Origin of the sequence: Limnohabitans sp. 2KL-3, assembly GCF_001269405.1 — a bacterium.
Classification (GTDB): Bacteria; Pseudomonadota; Gammaproteobacteria; order Burkholderiales; family Burkholderiaceae_C; genus Limnohabitans_A.
In genome coordinates, this window is record NZ_CXON01000002.1 from 433056 (window position 1) to 448858 (window position 15803).

Consider the following 15803-nt stretch of genomic DNA (forward strand, 5'->3'; position numbering starts at 1 on the left):
ACTGGCATCCGCGCCTCGATCATCCCATCCTGTTTGGCGCGGGAGAAGCCCATGTACACGCAATCTTTCAGCGTCCCGGACTCATCCGAGGAAGCCAAATCAACCGGCCTGAAGGCCGTCCCCAAAGCCCTGAGCGCTCAAGACGCAGCCCTGCAAGCCGCCTTTGACGCCCGCATCGACGCCGATGGCCGCATCGAGCCCCGCGAGTGGATGCCCGAGGCCTACCGCAAGACCCTGGTGCGCCAAATCAGCCAGCACGCCCACAGCGAAATCGTCGGCATGCTGCCCGAAGGCAACTGGATCAGCCGCGCCCCCAGCTTGAAGCGCAAAGCCATCCTGATCGCCAAAGTGCAAGACGAAGGCGGTCACGGCCTGTACCTGTACAGCGCTGCCGAGACCCTGGGCACCAGCCGTGACCAAATGCTCGACGCCCTGCACACCGGCAAGGCCAAATACAGCTCCATCTTCAACTACCCCACGCTCAACTGGGCCGATGTGGGCGTGGTCGGCTGGCTGGTTGATGGCGCGGCCATCATGAACCAGGTGCCTCTGTGCCGCTGCTCTTATGGCCCTTATGCCCGCGCCATGGTGCGCGTGTGCAAAGAAGAAAGCTTCCACCAGCGCCAAGGCTACGAAGCCCTCTTGGTCATGATGCAAGGCACGGCTGAGCAAAAAGCCATGGTGCAGGACGCCGTGAACCGCTGGTGGTGGAAATGCCTGGCCATGTTCGGGCCGCCCGACGCCGACAGCCCCAACAGTGCGCAGGGCATGCGCTGGGGCATCAAGCGCATCAGCAACGACGACTTGCGCCAAAAATTTGTCGACGCCACCGTGCCGCAAGCCAAAGTGTTGGGCGTGACCCTGCCCGACCCAGATTTGAAGTGGAACGAAGCCCGCCAAGCGCACGACTACGGCCAGATCGACTGGGATGAATTTTGGGCCACCGTCAACGGCAACGGCCCCTGCAACAAAGAGCGCCTGGGTGCTCGCGTCAAGGCCTGGAACGACGGCGCCTGGGTGCGCGAAGCGGCCCTGGCCCACGCCAAGAAACAACAGCAACGTCAGATGAAGGAAGCAGCATGAGCACCGCCGCATTGAAAGAATGGCCTCTGTGGGAGGTTTTCGTCCGCTCCAAGCAAGGCCTGGAACACAAGCATTGCGGCAGCCTGCACGCATCCGATTCAGAGCACGCTTTGCAAATGGCGCGTGATGTCTACACCCGCCGCCAAGAAGGCGTGAGCATCTGGGTGGTGCCCTCGGCCAATATTTCGGCGAGCGAGCCCAATGACAAGCCCGAATTCTTCGATCCGGCCAGCGACAAGGTCTACCGCCACCCCACTTTCTACGCGATTCCAGAAGAAGTCGGCCACATGTAAAGCCGTTCGACGCTCAGCGTTCAGCGTTCAGCGTCACGCACCCAACACCCTTATGAACACGCCCAACTCCCCAACGGCCGCGCTCAACGCGCCGGTCGATTACCTCCTGCACCTGGCCGACAACGCGCTGATCCTCGGACAGCGCAACGCCGAATGGTGTGGCCACGGCCCCATCCTCGAAGAAGACATCGCGCTGTCCAACAACAGCCTGGACCTGGTGGGCCAAGCCCGCATGCTTTACCAGCACGCGGCCGAGCTGCAAGGCGGCGGCGCCACCGAAGACACGCTGGCGTATTTCCGCGACGTGCCCGACTTCAAGAACTACACCTTGTGCGAATTGCCGCACATGCCCTTGATGTCGGCCACGGCCCAAGGCGACCGCGATTTCGCCATGACCATGGCGCGCAATTTTTTGTACAGCAGCCTGATGGTGCTGGTCTGGGACCAGCTGCAAAACTCCAAAGACACACAACTGGCCGCGATTGCCGCCAAGTCACTCAAGGAAGTGCGTTACCACCTGCGCCATTCACGCGACTGGCTGGTGCGTCTGGGCGACGGCACTGACGAGTCCCATGCCAAAGCGCAAATGGCCCTCGACCAGCTGATGCCCTACACCCAGGAGTTTTGGGCCAGCAGCCCGCATGAAGCCGCCGCGCTGGCCAACGGCACGGGCATCGACATGGCCGCCTTGCAAAACGACTGGAACCAAATCGTGGACCAGGCCCTGCAAGAGGCCACCCTGAAGCGCCCGGCCGATGGCGGTTTTGTGCCCACAGGCAAACAAGGCCTCCATTCCGAGCACCTGGGTTTTGTGTTGGCCGAAATGCAAAGCCTGGCCCGCGCCCATCCTCAAGCCACCTGGTAAGCCCCAAGCCATGTTGACCCTCACTTCTCAGCCCAGCACCGCCGATGTGGCCCGCGCCTGGGCCCTGCTCGACGCCTTGACCGACCCGGAAATTCCGGTGGTCACTTTGCGCGAGCTGGGCATCTTGCGCGATGTGCGTGCAGGGGATGCCGGGCTGGACGTGGTCATCACGCCCACCTACAGCGGCTGCCCGGCCATGGGCCAGATCGAGGACGATGTGAAAGCCCTGTTGCAGGCCCACGGCCTGCAAGGCAGGGTGGTCACGCAACTGGCTCCGGCCTGGACCACCGACTGGATGAGCGACGCCGCCAAAGACAAACTGCGCGCCTATGGCATCGCCCCGCCGCACGCCTGCAGCAGCGCGGGTTCGGGCACGGCCAACGTGGTGCAGTTTGCAGCCCGTGGGGCCAAGCCCGAGGTGGTGAACTGCCCGCAATGCGGCTCGGCCAACACCACCGAAACCTCCCATTTCGGCTCGACCGCCTGCAAGGCCCTTTACCGGTGCCTGGCTTGCATGGAGCCCTTCGATTACTTCAAACCTTACTGAGCGGCCTTGCCGCCCTGAAGCACCATGTCCGCACCCCGATTTCATGACCTCCCGATCGCACGCATTTCACCCGAAGCGGCTGGTGCCGTGGCGATCACGCTGAACGTGCCGGCCGATCTGCGCAGCAGCTTCGACTTCCAGCCGGGCCAGTTTCTGACCTTGCGTGCGGACATCAACGGCGCGGATGTGCGCCGCAGTTACTCCATCAGCTCGGCCCGCAGCCAGCTGCAAAAGAACGGCGTGCTCGAAGTGGGCATTCGCCCCGTGGAAGGCGGCGTGTTCTCCAACTGGGCCGCCACCCAACTCCAGGCAGGCGACACCTTGCGCGTGATGCCGCCCGATGGCCGCTTTGTGGTGCAACGGCCCCGCGCCATTCACCGCGTGGGCTTTGCGGCTGGCTCGGGCATCACGCCCATCCTGTCGATCCTCGCCAGCACCCTGGAAGACCAACCCGAGAGCAAGTTCACCCTGGTCTATGGCAACCGCCGCATGGACAGTGTGATGTTCAACGAAGCGCTGCAAGACCTCAAGGACCGCTATCCCTCGCGTCTGACCTTGATCCATGTGCTCTCGCGCCAGGCACAAGAAGTGCCCTTGCTGGAAGGGCGCATCGACGCGGCCAAGGTGCAGGCCATCATCGACGCCTTCTTGCCCGTGGGCAGCATGGACGAGGTGTTTGTGTGCGGACCCGAGGCCATGATCGAAGCCACCGAGCAGGCGCTGCTGACCGCAGGCGTGAAAGCCGAACGCATCCGCACCGAACGCTTCAGCTCACCCACGCTCGATGCACTGACCCCAGAGCAACGCAGCCAGGCCGTGCTGGGCCACCCCGCCACCCGTGAACAAGGCGAAGTGCAACTCACCGTGGTGCTGGACGGCAAGCCCTACAACATGCCGATGAACCGCAACGAGAAGATCCTGGACATCGCCTTGTCGCTGGGCCTGGACCTGCCCTATTCGTGCAAAGCCGGGGTGTGCTGCACCTGCCGCTGCAAGGTCATGGAAGGCACGACCGAGATGGAGAAGAACTTCACCCTCGAAAAGCCCGAAGTCGAACAAGGCTTCATCCTTTCTTGCCAAGCCCGCCCCACCAGCGAACGCGTGGTGATCAGTTTCGACGAGCGCTGAAATCCGCGCAGCACGCCCGCCATGGTCGCTGCGCAAAACGATGCTTGTCGGACCTGAAGGCCCTGCGAAACCATCCCTCGTAGGTCCGGCCTTTAGGGTCGCACGGCCATCTTTTCGCGCAGCGACATTTTCAAGAGGTGGTGGTGCACAACGTCGGACCTGAAGGTCCGACCTACAGGAGAACCCGGGTTCACTCGCCCGACTGCTGCATCGCCCACATGCTGGCGTAGCGGCCTTGTTGGGCCAGCAGCTCGGCATGGTTGCCGCGCTCAATGATCTGGCCCGCATCCATCACCAAAATCTCGTGTGCATCGACCACGGTGGACAGGCGGTGGGCGATCACCAGGGTGGTCTTGTTTTGTGCCACATTGGCCAGCTCGGATTGGATCGCACGTTCATTGGCTGAGTCCAGTGCAGACGTGGCCTCGTCAAAAACCAAAATCGGCGGGTCTTTGAGCAAAGTGCGGGCAATCGCCACACGCTGCTTTTCGCCACCCGACAATTTCAGCCCCCGCTCGCCCACCGAAGTTTGGTAACCCTTGGGGGTAGAGGCGATGAAGTCGTGGATGCGGGCAGAACGCGCCGCACCCTCGATCTCGGCCTGACTCGCCCCCGGGCGGCCATAGGCGATGTTGTAAGCCACGCTGTCGTTGAACAGCACCGTGTCTTGCGGCACGATGCCCAAGGCTTGGCGCACACTGTTTTGGGTGACCTGCCGGATGTCCTGCCCGGCAATGCGAATGAAGCCTTGCTGCACGTCGTAAAAGCGGAACATCAAACGCGCGAGCGTGGACTTGCCCGAACCCGAAGGCCCGACTACTGCCACCGTTTTGCCAGCCGGGATGGTGAAGCTGATGTCTTTCAGGATCGGGCGGTCGCTTTCGTAGGCAAAAGACACGCGGTCAAACACCACATCGGGCGCACCCTGCAAAGCCAGCGCAGGCGCAGCGGGCGCATCGGCCACTTCGCGCTCACGGTCCATCAGCACAAACATCTTGTCCAGATCGGTCAGGCTTTGTTTGATCTCGCGGTACAGCACACCCAAAAAGTTGAGCGGGATGTAGAGCTGGATCATGAAGGCGTTGATCATGACCAGGTCACCCAAGGTCATGCGCCCGGCCACCACCCCTTCAGTGGCCCGCCAAAGCATGGCCACCAGGGCCGAGGCGATGATGAGCTGCTGACCGGTGTTGAGCACCGACAAAGAGGTTTGTGCCTTCAAGCGCGACAGGCGCAGGCGCTCCAGGCTTTCGTCGTAACGACCCGCCTCAAAGCGCTCGTTGCCAAAGTACTTGACGGTTTCGTAGTTCAGGAGCGAGTCGATGGCGCGGGTGTGCGCGGCCGAGTCGAACTCGTTGGCCTGCTTGCGAAACTGCGTGCGCCACTCGGTCACGCGCACGGTGAAGAAAATATAAAACGCCAAGGCTGCCAAGGTGATGCCCGCGAACCAGGCGTCAAACTTGACCGCCAAAATGGTCAGCACCAAGCCCACCTCGATCAGCGTGGGGATGATGCTGTACAGCGAATACGAAATCAACGACTCGATGCCGCGCACGCCCCGCTCGATGTCGCGTGTCATGCCTCCGGTCTGCCTGGCCAAATGAAAACGCAGGCTTAAAGCGTGCAGATGCTCAAAAGTCTGCAGGGCAATGCTGCGCGAAGCGCCTTGTGTGGCCTTGGCAAACACCAGCTCGCGCAATTCGGTGAATGCGGATGTCAGCAAGCGCAAAGCGCCGTACCCCACCAACAAGGCCACCGGTACCACCAAGACCGCTTGAGGGTCACCGGGCTTGAGGCTCATGGCGTCCACCAGCTCCTTGAGCAGCAGGGGCACGCTCACATTGGCCAGCTTGGCGCACACCATGAGGCTGAGCGCAATGACCACGCGCCATTTGTATTGCCACAAATAGGGCAAAAGGCGCGACAAGGTTTTCCAGTCGCCCCCGGCAGGCTGCTGAGTGGCCTTGCCGGAAGCTGAGCCGGTCTGGGGTGAATGGGGGGAAGCAGAGGCGGCAGGTTCGCCGTGGTGGCGCATAAAGGACAATCCAGTTCAACGATAACCACCGATTGTGCCCATGTCTGAACCCCAACGCCCCAACACCGTGTCTTTGCCCACCGACCAAGAGCTGGTGCTCAAGGTCATCCCCATGCCCGCCGACTGCAACGCGAGCGGCGATATTTTTGGCGGCTGGGTCATGGCGCAGGTCGACTTGGCCGGAGCCGTGTTGCCCGCGCGGCGTGTACGCGGGCGCATGGTCACCGTGGCGGTGAACGAGTTCATCTTCAAACAGGCCGTCAAGGTGGGCGACATCCTGTCGTTTTTCTCACGCATCGTGCGCGTGGGCCGCACCTCGGTCACCGTCAAGGTGGAGGTGTTTGCCGAACGCTTTCAGTTGCAGGGCCAGTACATCAAGGTCACCGAAGCGAACCTAACCTATGTGGCAGTGGACGACCAAGGCAAACCCAGGCCCGTGCCTGCGGAGTGAATCGCCCGAGAGCTCAGGACACGATGTAAGCTGCAGCGCCTGTGGACATCAAGGTGCCGTCGGGCCCACAAAACTCCATGCGCGATGAACCCACCCGCGAGCCCACACGCAAGGCGTTGGCGGTGATGATGAAGTGCTCGCCAATGCCAGGGCGCAGGTAGTCCACCCGCAAGTCGATGGTGCCCAGCTTGGCAAAGCGCTCGAGGCGTTTGGCGGGCGGCTCGTCCATGTGTTTGGCGGCCAGTGCGGCCATGACAGCCGCACTGCCAATGGCGTCGAGCACCGCGCTGATGACGCCGCCATGGATGCGGTTGTAGGCAAAGTGCCCGACCAACTCAGGCCGCATCTCGATACGGGCCTCCACGCCCTCTGGCGTGACCTTGACGAGCTTCAAGCCCAAGGTTTTGTTGAAGACGATTTTTTCTTCGTAGATCTGGCGAAAACCTTCGATGTACTCAGGTTCCAGAACGACAAGGGAGCTTGGGCGATGGGTCATCTGTTGATTTTATCGATGCCCACATCAGCGACTACGGGCTGTATTTGTAGGTCGGTGGCTTCAGCCCCGACATGAGGCCTACGCCGAAGCTACACATGTCGGACCTGAAGGTGCCGACCTACGGAGAGATGCATGTCGGTGATTGAGAACCCCGACAGTTGCATGCAAGCCGCCCTTTGAAAATCAGTTCTTACAGCTTCGAAAAATCAGGCTTGCGCTTTTCCATGAACGCGCCAAACGCCTCCTTGGCGGCGGGCTCGCGCAGCATGCGGCCAAAGCTTTGGCCTTCTTCGTCCATCTTTTGCAGCACGGCTTGCTGATCCCCACCCTTCATCAAGCGCTTGGTGGCGATAAGTGACGTGAGCGGCTTGGCGGCCAACTTCCGGGCCTGCGCCTGCGCGTAGCCGTTGACTTCGGTGGGTGGCACCACGCGGTTGACCAAGCCAACTTCTTGCGCGGCTTCGGCAAAAAAGGGCTCGCCCATGAGCAGGGCTTCGGCGGCGCGGTGGTAACCGAACATGCGCGGGGCCAGCAGGCTGGACGCCGCCTCAGGGCACAGACCCAAGTTGACAAAAGGCATGGAGAACGCCGCGTTGTCACCGGCATAGACCAGGTCGCAATGGAACAGCATGGTGGTGCCAATGCCCACCGCAGGCCCGGCCACAGCGGCGAGCAGTGGCTTTTCGAAAGTGGCGATGCCGCGCAAAAAGCGGAACACGGGCGACTCTTGTGTGCTGGGCGGCTGGTTCAAAAAGTCGCCAATGTCGTTGCCCGCACTGAAGATGCTCTCGTGGCCCTGAAACACCACGACCCGAACGGCGGGATCGGCCGCAGCCTGGGCCACAGCGTCGGCCATGGCCGCGTACATGGACGAGGTGATGGAGTTCTTTTTGTCCAAGCGGTTGAAGGTGATGGTCATCACCCCCGCGTCGGTGTGGGTCAGGATGTCAGACATGCGGGTCCTTGAGATGTGTCGTAGGGGTAAGAAGGCTTACTGAACCCGAATCCAGGTTTGTGTGCGACCCAAAATCGGGGCGCCGATGAAACCTCGGACTTCGAGTTTTTTGCCGCCGTCGATGGGGGTCAAACGCAGGCTGTAGTTTTTGCCGTTCTCGGGATCCAAGATTTTCCCACCCTCCCACACCGCTTTGCCGTCACTTTGTTGACCGCCCCGGATGATCTCCATGCCGATTTTGGGCTTGTCTTTGCGGTCGTCGGTGCACAAATTGCAGTTCGGCTCGGTGTTGGGGTTGTTTTGCAGCGACCTTTCGACCACGCCCGACAAGCCCCCTGCTGCGTTTTGGCTGATGCGAATTTCGGCTTTGGGCTGCTTGCTCTCGTCGTCGATGCTGCGCCACAGGCCCACCGGGCTCATTTGGGCGTGGGCGGCCAGGCTCAGCAAGCCCAAGCTCAAGGTCAATGCGCTTTTGATCATGGGGTTCTCCCTTTTTGAAAGTGGGCTCAGGCCAGCGCGGCGTCGGTGTCCATCAACACATCGCTGCCCGCGCGGATGCGGCGCATCAGTGTCGAGGTTTCGGGCATCAGGCGGGTGAAGTAAAACCGCGCGGTCTGCAATTTGGCCTGGTAGAACGGATCGGGCCGCTGCGCCTCTTCTTCGGCTTCGGCCAGTTTGGCCAGCGCGATCTGCGCCGAGCGGGCCCAGAAGTAACCCAACACCAGGTGGCCCACCACGCGTAAATAGTCCACCGCAGCAGCACCCACTTCGTCGGCATTGCTCATGGCTTTCATGCCGACTTCGCCGGTGAGTTGCGTGAGCTTTTGGCCCAGGTCGGCCAGCGGCTTGATGAACTCGCCCATGGCTTCGTTGGCCATTTCGGCCTTGACCAGTTGCTCCACCAATTTGCCGAACTTCTTGAGTGTGGCACCCTGGTTGCCCAGCACTTTGCGACCCAGCAAGTCGAGCGACTGGATGGTGTTGGTGCCTTCGTAGATCATGTTGATGCGGGCGTCGCGCACAAACTGCTCCATGCCCCACTCCTTGATGTAGCCGTGGCCGCCAAACACCTGCTGGCAGGCCGATGTGGCTTCCCAAGCGTTGTCGGTGGTGAAGGCTTTCACGATGGGTGTGAGCAGGGCCACGACTTCGGCGGCCTCGGCACGCACGGCCTCATCGGGGTGGTTGATCTCTTTGTCCAGCAGCAAAGCGCAGTAGCAGGCCAGGGCACGGCCACCTTCGGCATAGGCCTTGGCGGTCATGAGCATGCGGCGGACATCGGGGTGCACGATGATCGGGTCGGCAGGTTTGCCGGGGGCTTTGACGCCGGTGAGCGAGCGCATTTGCACGCGGTCTTTGGCATAGGCCAGCGCGTTTTGGTAAGCCACTTCGGTCAGACCCAGCGACTGGTTACCCACACCCAGACGGGCGGCGTTCATCATCACGAACATCGCGGCCAGGCCCTTGTTCGGTTGGCCCACCAGGGTGCCCACCGCGCCGTCCAAAACCATTTGGCAAGTGGCATTGCCGTGGATGCCCATCTTGTGCTCCAGGCCACCACAGTAAATGCCATTGCGCTCTCCCATGCTGCCGTCGGCGGCCACATTGAACTTGGGCACGATGAACAGGCTGATGCCTTTGCTGCCGGGGGGCGCATCGGGCAGGCGGGCCAGCACCAGGTGCACGATGTTGGGGGCCAAGTCGTGTTCGCCTGCGCTGATGAAAATCTTTTGACCGCTCAGCTTGTAGGTGCCATCGGCCTGTGGCTCGGCCTTGGTGCGCAACATCCCCAGATCGGTGCCGCAATGCGGCTCGGTCAGGCACATGGTGCCGGTCCACTCGCCGCTGGTCAGCTTGGGCAAATACAGGGCTTTTTGCTCGGGTGTGCCGTGCGCGTGCAGGCACTCGTAGGCGCCGTGGCTCAAGCCTGGGTACATGGTCCAAGCCTGGTTGGACGAGTTGAGCATCTCGTAAAAGCACTGGTTGACCACAAAGGGCAAGCCCTGGCCGCCGAAGTCGGGATCGCAGCTCAGCGATGGCCAACCACCGGCCACGTATTGCTCATAAGCTGCCTTGAAACCATCGGGGGCTTTGACCTCGTGTGTGTCGCGGTTGAGCTGGCAGCCCTGGGTGTCGCCCGAAATATTCAGAGGAAAGACCACTTCGGCTGCGAATTTGCCGCCTTCTTCGAGCACCGCGTTGATGGTGTCGGCGTCGGTGTCGGCGTGCTTGGGCAAGGCCTTGAGTTCAGCGCTCACGTTGAGCAATTCGTGCAAGACAAACTGCATGTCGCGCAGGGGGGGGTTGTAGACGGGCATGGGTATTCCTGATTGAAAAGGGTGAAGTGTCTAAACAGTCAAACTCAAGGCTTGACCACAAGGTCTTGGGGATCTGATGCCGCCTGCGCGTTGCTCGCATAGCGGTCCAAAATGTGCAGAAAACCACGTCGCGCTCTCTCTGATGCGCTGGGATCACGCAAAAAACGAGCCTCGTAATGCAAGGCCAATATCAGGCCGTGGATTTCAAAAGCGATTTGATGGGCATCGGACGCTCGGCTGAGCTGCCCCTCAATTTGTGCCAGCTCCACAGCCCGGCGCAAGGCGGTTTGCCACGTGGCCACCGAACGGGCCAAGGCATCGCGCACGGGCCCAGTGCGGTCGTCAAACTCCACGGCTCCACTGATGTAAATGCAACCCGAATCGATTTCAGCCGAGGTCTGAACCATCCAATTGTCAAAAAGCGCCTGCAACCGCGGCACACCACGGGGCTGCTGCATGGCCGCGTAAAACACTTCGGCCTCAAAACGGTCGTGGTATTCGCGAATCACCGAAATTTGCAGCTCTTCACGCGAGCCAAAATGCGCAAACACACCCGATTTGCTCATGCCTGTGACTTCGGCCACGGCACCAATGGACAATCCTTCCAGGCCAATTTGAGAGGCCAAACCCAAAGCGGCATCAATGATCACGGTCTTGGTTTGCTGGCCCTTGATCAGCACGCGGCGGCCCGTTTCTGCACTGGGCGCAGGGGTGGTTTTGCGGGGGTGTTTGGGGTCGGTCATGGGGCATAAAAAGAACGATCGTTCTATTTTGCACCATTTTTCAAAACCGTCCCCCACATCAGGTTTCACCCAAGGTCAATGGGGGGACGTCCAAAGCCGGACCCCAAATGCCTGACCCACTTCAAAAGTCTGACATCCGTCGCTCTGAGTCAGGCTTGAGGGTCCAGACCAGAGGCAGGCAAATGCCCAGCCAACTCCAACTGCATGATGATCATGTTGACCAGTGTGGCCACCGAGGGGCGTCCAGTCTCCAGGACAAAATGCGCCGTTTCTCGGTAAAGCGGGTCGCGGGCTTCAAACAGCGCCCTCAGGCGGCTCAACGGGTCATCGACTTGCAACAAGGGCCGCCCTGTATCGTGGCGCACACGCCGGTAGACATCTTCAGGTGTGGACCGCAAATAGATCACATGACCCCGCGCATGCAAATGGCGGCGATTGGTTTCGCGCAACACCGCACCGCCTCCGGTTGCGATCACACCCTGATGAGACAGCGTCAAATCATCGATCACTTGTTGCTCGACATCGCGAAAACTGTCCTCGCCCTGGTGTTCGAAATACTCCCGAATTGAACACCCCAGTCGGTGCTCAATCACATGGTCGGAATCGACGAAGGGCACGCCCAGTCGACGTGACAGATGCCGACCGATGGTGGTTTTACCCGAGCCCGGAAGGCCCACAAAGATGATGCTCAATGAAATCTCGCACAGGATAGTCAGGGCTGACCAAGGGTCTCCAGCCAGCGCCTCTTGAATAAACCTGAAGTGTATTCCAACGATTGCCCACACTGAGACGCCTGAACGTCTGTGCGGAATGTGCGACTCAAGGTGGGGTCAGCGCCGGGTCATCGGCCATGACCCGAGGCGTCAAGAAAATCAGCAACTCGCTTTTGCGCTGTGCCTGATCTCGGTTCTTGAACAACCAACCCAAGCCGGGCACATCGCCCAAACCGGGCACTTTGGACTCATTGTTGCGGTCTGTTTCTTCGTAAATGCCCCCCAGCACCACGGTACCGCCATCTTCTACACGCACCTGAGTTTTGACGTGCTTGGTGTTGATCGCATACCCAGCGGGCGTGATTTGCCCCACACTGTCTCGGTTGACATCGACATCCAGCACCACAGACCCGTCTGGGGTGATTTGCGGCGTGACCTCGAGCTTCAAATTGGCCTTGCGAAAGGTGATCGATGTGGCACCACTGGCCGAAGCCGTTTGGTAGGGCAATTCGGTGCCCTGCTCGATCAGAGCCTTGGTTTGATCGGCCGTCACCACCCTGGGGCGCGAGACCACCTTGCCACGACCATCGGCTTCCAAAGCTGAAATTTCCACATTAATGAAACGGTCTGCCGCAGCGTTAAAAAGTGACACGGCAAAATTGGCGGGCGTATTCAGGGTCTGCCCAGCCGACCCGGCCGGAAAATTCACCTGATTCCCGGTCACCACCCCCGCCCCGGTGGCCGAGTTGGTGGCCCCCAGGGCCAAGGTGTTGCTGCGGTTGTTCACGCGCAAAGGCACCGCCAGACCGGCACCCAACCTGATGCCCAATGACTGACCAAACTGGTCATCCGCCTCGACAATTCGGGCCTCGATCAGGACTTGCCTGACCGGCACATCCAACTGCGCCAGCAGCGTTTGCACATCGGCCAAACGGGCGGGCAAATCAGACACAAACAACTGATTGGTGCGAGGCTCCGACAAGACGCTGCCCCGACTGCTGAGCCAACGCCCCCCACTGCCGCCCGGTGCAAGTCCCCCTCCTTGCAAACGCTGGGCCACCTCGCTAGCGCGGGCATATTGCAAACGCACGGTCATCAATTGAAGGGGGCTGACGGCCTCCAGGGCGGCTTGTGCTTCGAGTTGTTTTTTCTCGCGCAAGGCCCATTCTTCTTGCGGTGCGACCCACAGCACTCGGCCCTCTTGCCGCGAAGCCAGACCCTTGGACTGCAGCACAATTTGCAAGGCTTGAGGCCAGGGGACTTCGGTCAAGCGCACGGTCACTTGGCCACTGACGCTGTCGGTGGCAATCAAATTCAGGCCTGTGAAATCGGCAAACACCTGGAGCAAGGTCTTGATGTCGATGTTCTGAAAATTCAAACTGATCGTTTGCATTGGGGACGCCACACCGCCGGAAGACGCTGATCGCTCAGCATCGGGTCTGACTTCCGCCCCCCAAGCCCCCATCGTCCCCACCGTGCACAAAAAAATGGCAGACACCGTCAAACGCTGAACCATCTGTTTCATTTGAAGGCCTTATCAAAAGTCAACACCCTGACGGGTTCCAGACCTGCACGCAAGCTCACCGCCTGATCGCCAATGGCCACCAAGCGGTGACCCTCCTGGCTCACGCGATGCCCCACCTGAGCGCTGACCCAATGCGGCCCGAACGCCAATATCGCGTGGACGGTCTGCGGCCCATGCCATACGCCCAACAATCGCACCCCTGCCATGGGCCAGTGCTTGGGATCAGGCGAATCCACCGCTGCGGTTTGTGGCGCTGCCAATGCACCGTCGAGTCCTGCAGGCGCAAGCGCCATGACCATCTCAGAACCCGCGGGCGCACCATGAAAAAACAGGGCCGGTCCCTGAGTGCTCACCGTGTTGGATACGGTTTGTCCTCGCCATGCCTTGTCCCCATCCTGGTCTGCACGCAACCAAACACGCAAGAGCACGTCGATGTCGACCCACGGCGCATGGGCTTGTGGGGTGATGCGCAAACGCTCCATCGTCCACACGGGCATGCCTTCACTCAAGGCGGTCCAGGCACGTCCCCAATCGTCAAAGCGCCCCCTCAAACGCAAGGCCACGGCCTGACTGGGCAAGGGCGCGGCCACTTTGTCACTCACAGGTTGCAGGGACAACAGCTCCAAACGGTGGCGCTCAAAGCTTTGTTGCAAAGCAGGCCAAAGCAGTGACCGCGACGACACGCCCGGCAAATGGGACAAGCTCTGTGACAGCGCCTGGGCCGCCTCCCCCTTTGCCGAGTCTGACGCTCCAGGCAAGTCACGAGGCTGCGTCGCCACCTGAACACGCAAATCGGCCAACACACCCTGGGCTTGCCAGAGTTCTTCCAAAGTTTCGGCCTGCCAAAGCCCCATCACCAACAGCACCGCAAAAAAAGCCGTACAGGCATACACCCACCGCCGGTAGATCCGCCGAGCTTGTCTTTGCAGCCAACTGGGGCCCTCAGATCGCCAAAGTTGCCAAAGCCCTGTCCATGACTGAGACCGGATACTTTGCAATGAGCTGGAATGCTGCGCCATGGCCCTCATGGCGAAGCCTTTTCAGAGGAGCCTGAGGGCGAAGCAGCACCGGGTTTTTCATACCGGGCCCCCAGCCCCAGCCCATCGGCGTGCCAGACAAACTCCACGGCAGCCGAACGGTCGGGCAGCACTGGACTCGGGTTGGAGCCAAGGCCATCGGCGACAAACTGGGCCCGGGTCAAGCTCAAGACCCAAGGCAAGTCTTGCGACAGACGCTCTCTGGATTGGTTCATGCTGTTGAGGTCTTTGGCTCGGCCCTGCAACTCCAGACGATCGGAGGTCAACTGCAAACTCAACAATTGCAATCCACCCTGGGCAGCCTCTTGTTGCAAGGCGCGATTCAAGGCCTCCCAAGCCTTGTGCTGCTTTGCCACCTGTTGCAAGTGCTGCAACTGCAGTTGCCCTTGGCCTTGCTGAAGTTTCGATTGATTGGCCGCTTGCTGTTGCAGTTTTTGTGCGCTGACGTGGGCATTGAGGCGCTGCTGCTCTTGCTGCAAAAACAGCCTGTATGGATCACTCCAATGCAGCAGCAAAAAGCCCACCAAGCTCCCTGTTGCAACGCCCGCAGCCAAGGTCCATCGCCGATGAAATCGTCTGCGTTGCCGGTCCAAACCGGGGTAATTGAGCAAATTCAAGGCGGCCATTACAACCACACCCTCAAGGCCAAACCCGCCGCCATCAGTCGCGCCCCTGCCTCTGTTTTCATGGCTTGATGCAGTCCTGGTTCGGCCATCAAATCCAGCGGGTGCCCTTGCATCTGTGCCGCCAACTCTTTGACGGATTGCACGCGAAATTGCCAATCTTGTGTGGACTGGGTCAACACACTGCCCATGCCGCCTTGCAAAGCGGCAACCGCCCTTTGTGCGGCCAACACGGCAGGCTCGACACTCTCGAGCTGCCACCCGGCCGCTCGTGTGCAAATTTTGTAGTCGTCTATTTGCGTTTGCGTGCAGCCCACCCAATGGACTCGCTGGACAGCATCGTGGGTTTGGATTTCAGGATAAAAATCAAAATGGACTTCATCGGCGGGCTTGCCCAGCAATTGCGAGACCTCCAACTGCACTTCGGTGGCCCATTCGTCGGCGGCCAGATGAGCGGGTAGCTCCAACACCCCTGAAACACACTGCTCACTCGACAGCGCCATGCTCACCCGGTGCTGTTGTCGCCCACGCAGTGCTCCGGCTTCACGCAAACACTTGCCCAAACCCGGCCAGACAGTCTCTTCTTGCGAGGGAGACCATTGAATACTGGTGTGAACACTGATCAACTCAGGCGTGAGCAAGTTCAAACCCACCAAGCTCCAAGACGGGCCATGGCTGGCCAAACCCCAAGCCTGCCTTACGGGTCTCACCGACATCCCTCGCCAAAACATGGACCAGGCTTGCATGAATTTCCTCGGCTCAAAGCCTCAAAAGTTGCGTCAATGAAGCTTTTGTAACATGAATCACAAGTTCAAGCTTGTTTTTTTAAAATAAAAGTACGCACAAATCAAACAACCCATCCACACCTGGGACCAGAGATTTTTATAATGCGCTCAGTTCGGCAACCCGCTGGGCAAGCCTCCAATCTTTCATGCCCACCACCGACTCACACCAGCCCTCCTCCACCAAGGCCGGCCCAAACAAAGGCTCC

General features: G+C 60.3%; 17 protein-coding genes. 6 read left to right on the plus strand and 11 right to left on the minus strand.

From position 1 onward, the window contains the following. The first annotated feature begins 51 nt into the window (after window positions 1–51). From paaA to AMM41_RS04460, 5 genes are read left to right on the plus strand one after another with little or no spacing between them, the layout of a single operon-like run. A complete protein-coding gene (gene paaA / locus AMM41_RS04440) occupies window positions 52–1083 on the plus strand; it encodes a 1,2-phenylacetyl-CoA epoxidase subunit PaaA (RefSeq protein WP_089953388.1) in 1032 nt (343 codons plus the stop codon). After that, window positions 1080–1376 carry a 1,2-phenylacetyl-CoA epoxidase subunit PaaB gene (gene paaB / locus AMM41_RS04445; RefSeq protein WP_089953390.1) on the plus strand — a complete coding sequence of 99 codons (297 nt, stop codon included), beginning with the start codon at window positions 1080–1082 and terminating at the stop codon, window positions 1374–1376. Before paaA ends, paaB begins: the two co-directional genes overlap by 4 nt. 52 nt (window positions 1377–1428) lie before the next feature. Further along, window positions 1429–2241, plus strand: a complete 813-nt coding sequence (gene paaC / locus AMM41_RS04450; RefSeq protein ID WP_089953393.1) for a 1,2-phenylacetyl-CoA epoxidase subunit PaaC — start codon at window positions 1429–1431, stop codon at window positions 2239–2241. A 10-nt stretch (window positions 2242–2251) separates the two neighbouring features. Beyond that, window positions 2252–2788: a 1,2-phenylacetyl-CoA epoxidase subunit PaaD gene (gene paaD / locus AMM41_RS04455; protein WP_089953396.1), complete on the plus strand. Its 537-nt coding sequence runs from the start codon at window positions 2252–2254 to the stop codon at window positions 2786–2788. Window positions 2789–2812: 24 nt separating this feature from the next. Then, a complete protein-coding gene (locus AMM41_RS04460) occupies window positions 2813–3916 on the plus strand; it encodes a 2Fe-2S iron-sulfur cluster-binding protein (RefSeq protein ID WP_089953398.1) in 1104 nt (367 codons plus the stop codon). Between the two features lie 190 nt (window positions 3917–4106). Here AMM41_RS04460 and AMM41_RS04465 read toward each other — a convergent pair whose 3' ends face one another. Continuing rightward, on the minus strand, window positions 4107–5951 hold the full coding sequence (locus AMM41_RS04465) for an ABCB family ABC transporter ATP-binding protein/permease (RefSeq protein WP_089953401.1): 1845 nt from the start codon (window positions 5949–5951) through the stop codon (window positions 4107–4109). Window positions 5952–5991: 40 nt separating this feature from the next. On the opposite strand from AMM41_RS04465, the gene AMM41_RS04470 reads away from it, so the two are divergent. Then, window positions 5992–6402, plus strand: a complete 411-nt coding sequence (locus tag AMM41_RS04470; RefSeq protein WP_089953404.1) for an acyl-CoA thioesterase — start codon at window positions 5992–5994, stop codon at window positions 6400–6402. Window positions 6403–6415: 13 nt separating this feature from the next. Here the strand turns inward: AMM41_RS04470 and AMM41_RS04475 are convergent, their stop codons facing one another. The 10 genes from AMM41_RS04475 to pilM form a co-directional block, all read right to left on the minus strand. After that, a complete protein-coding gene (locus AMM41_RS04475) occupies window positions 6416–6898 on the minus strand; it encodes a thioesterase family protein (RefSeq protein ID WP_089953407.1) in 483 nt (160 codons plus the stop codon). Between the two features lie 190 nt (window positions 6899–7088). Continuing rightward, window positions 7089–7853, minus strand: coding sequence for an enoyl-CoA hydratase (locus AMM41_RS04480; RefSeq protein ID WP_089953410.1), 765 nt, complete (start codon window positions 7851–7853; stop codon window positions 7089–7091). Window positions 7854–7889: 36 nt separating this feature from the next. Then, complete coding sequence (locus tag AMM41_RS04485) at window positions 7890–8333, minus strand: DUF2147 domain-containing protein (RefSeq protein ID WP_089953412.1); 444 nt, start codon at window positions 8331–8333, stop codon at window positions 7890–7892. 26 nt (window positions 8334–8359) lie between these two features. Further along, on the minus strand, window positions 8360–10171 hold the full coding sequence (locus AMM41_RS04490; RefSeq protein WP_089953415.1) for an acyl-CoA dehydrogenase C-terminal domain-containing protein: 1812 nt from the start codon (window positions 10169–10171) through the stop codon (window positions 8360–8362). Window positions 10172–10215: 44 nt separating this feature from the next. After that, window positions 10216–10914: a TetR/AcrR family transcriptional regulator gene (locus tag AMM41_RS04495; RefSeq protein WP_089953418.1), complete on the minus strand. Its 699-nt coding sequence runs from the start codon at window positions 10912–10914 to the stop codon at window positions 10216–10218. A gap of 149 nt (window positions 10915–11063) precedes the next feature. After that, window positions 11064–11606: a shikimate kinase gene (locus AMM41_RS04500; protein WP_089953421.1), complete on the minus strand. Its 543-nt coding sequence runs from the start codon at window positions 11604–11606 to the stop codon at window positions 11064–11066. 127 nt (window positions 11607–11733) lie between these two features. Next, window positions 11734–13152: a type IV pilus secretin PilQ gene (locus AMM41_RS04505; RefSeq protein WP_228769087.1), complete on the minus strand. Its 1419-nt coding sequence runs from the start codon at window positions 13150–13152 to the stop codon at window positions 11734–11736. Beyond that, complete coding sequence (locus AMM41_RS04510) at window positions 13149–14180, minus strand: hypothetical protein (RefSeq protein WP_228769088.1); 1032 nt, start codon at window positions 14178–14180, stop codon at window positions 13149–13151. The genes AMM41_RS04505 and AMM41_RS04510 overlap by 4 nt, the downstream gene beginning before the upstream one ends. Further along, window positions 14177–14815: a hypothetical protein gene (locus AMM41_RS04515; protein WP_089953427.1), complete on the minus strand. Its 639-nt coding sequence runs from the start codon at window positions 14813–14815 to the stop codon at window positions 14177–14179. Before AMM41_RS04515 ends, AMM41_RS04510 begins: the two co-directional genes overlap by 4 nt. Next, window positions 14815–15558 (minus strand): pilus assembly protein PilM, encoded by a 744-nt coding sequence (gene pilM / locus AMM41_RS04520; protein ID WP_089953429.1) that lies wholly within the window; start codon window positions 15556–15558, stop codon window positions 14815–14817. The genes AMM41_RS04515 and pilM overlap by 1 nt, the downstream gene beginning before the upstream one ends. Window positions 15559–15803 lie beyond the last annotated feature (245 nt).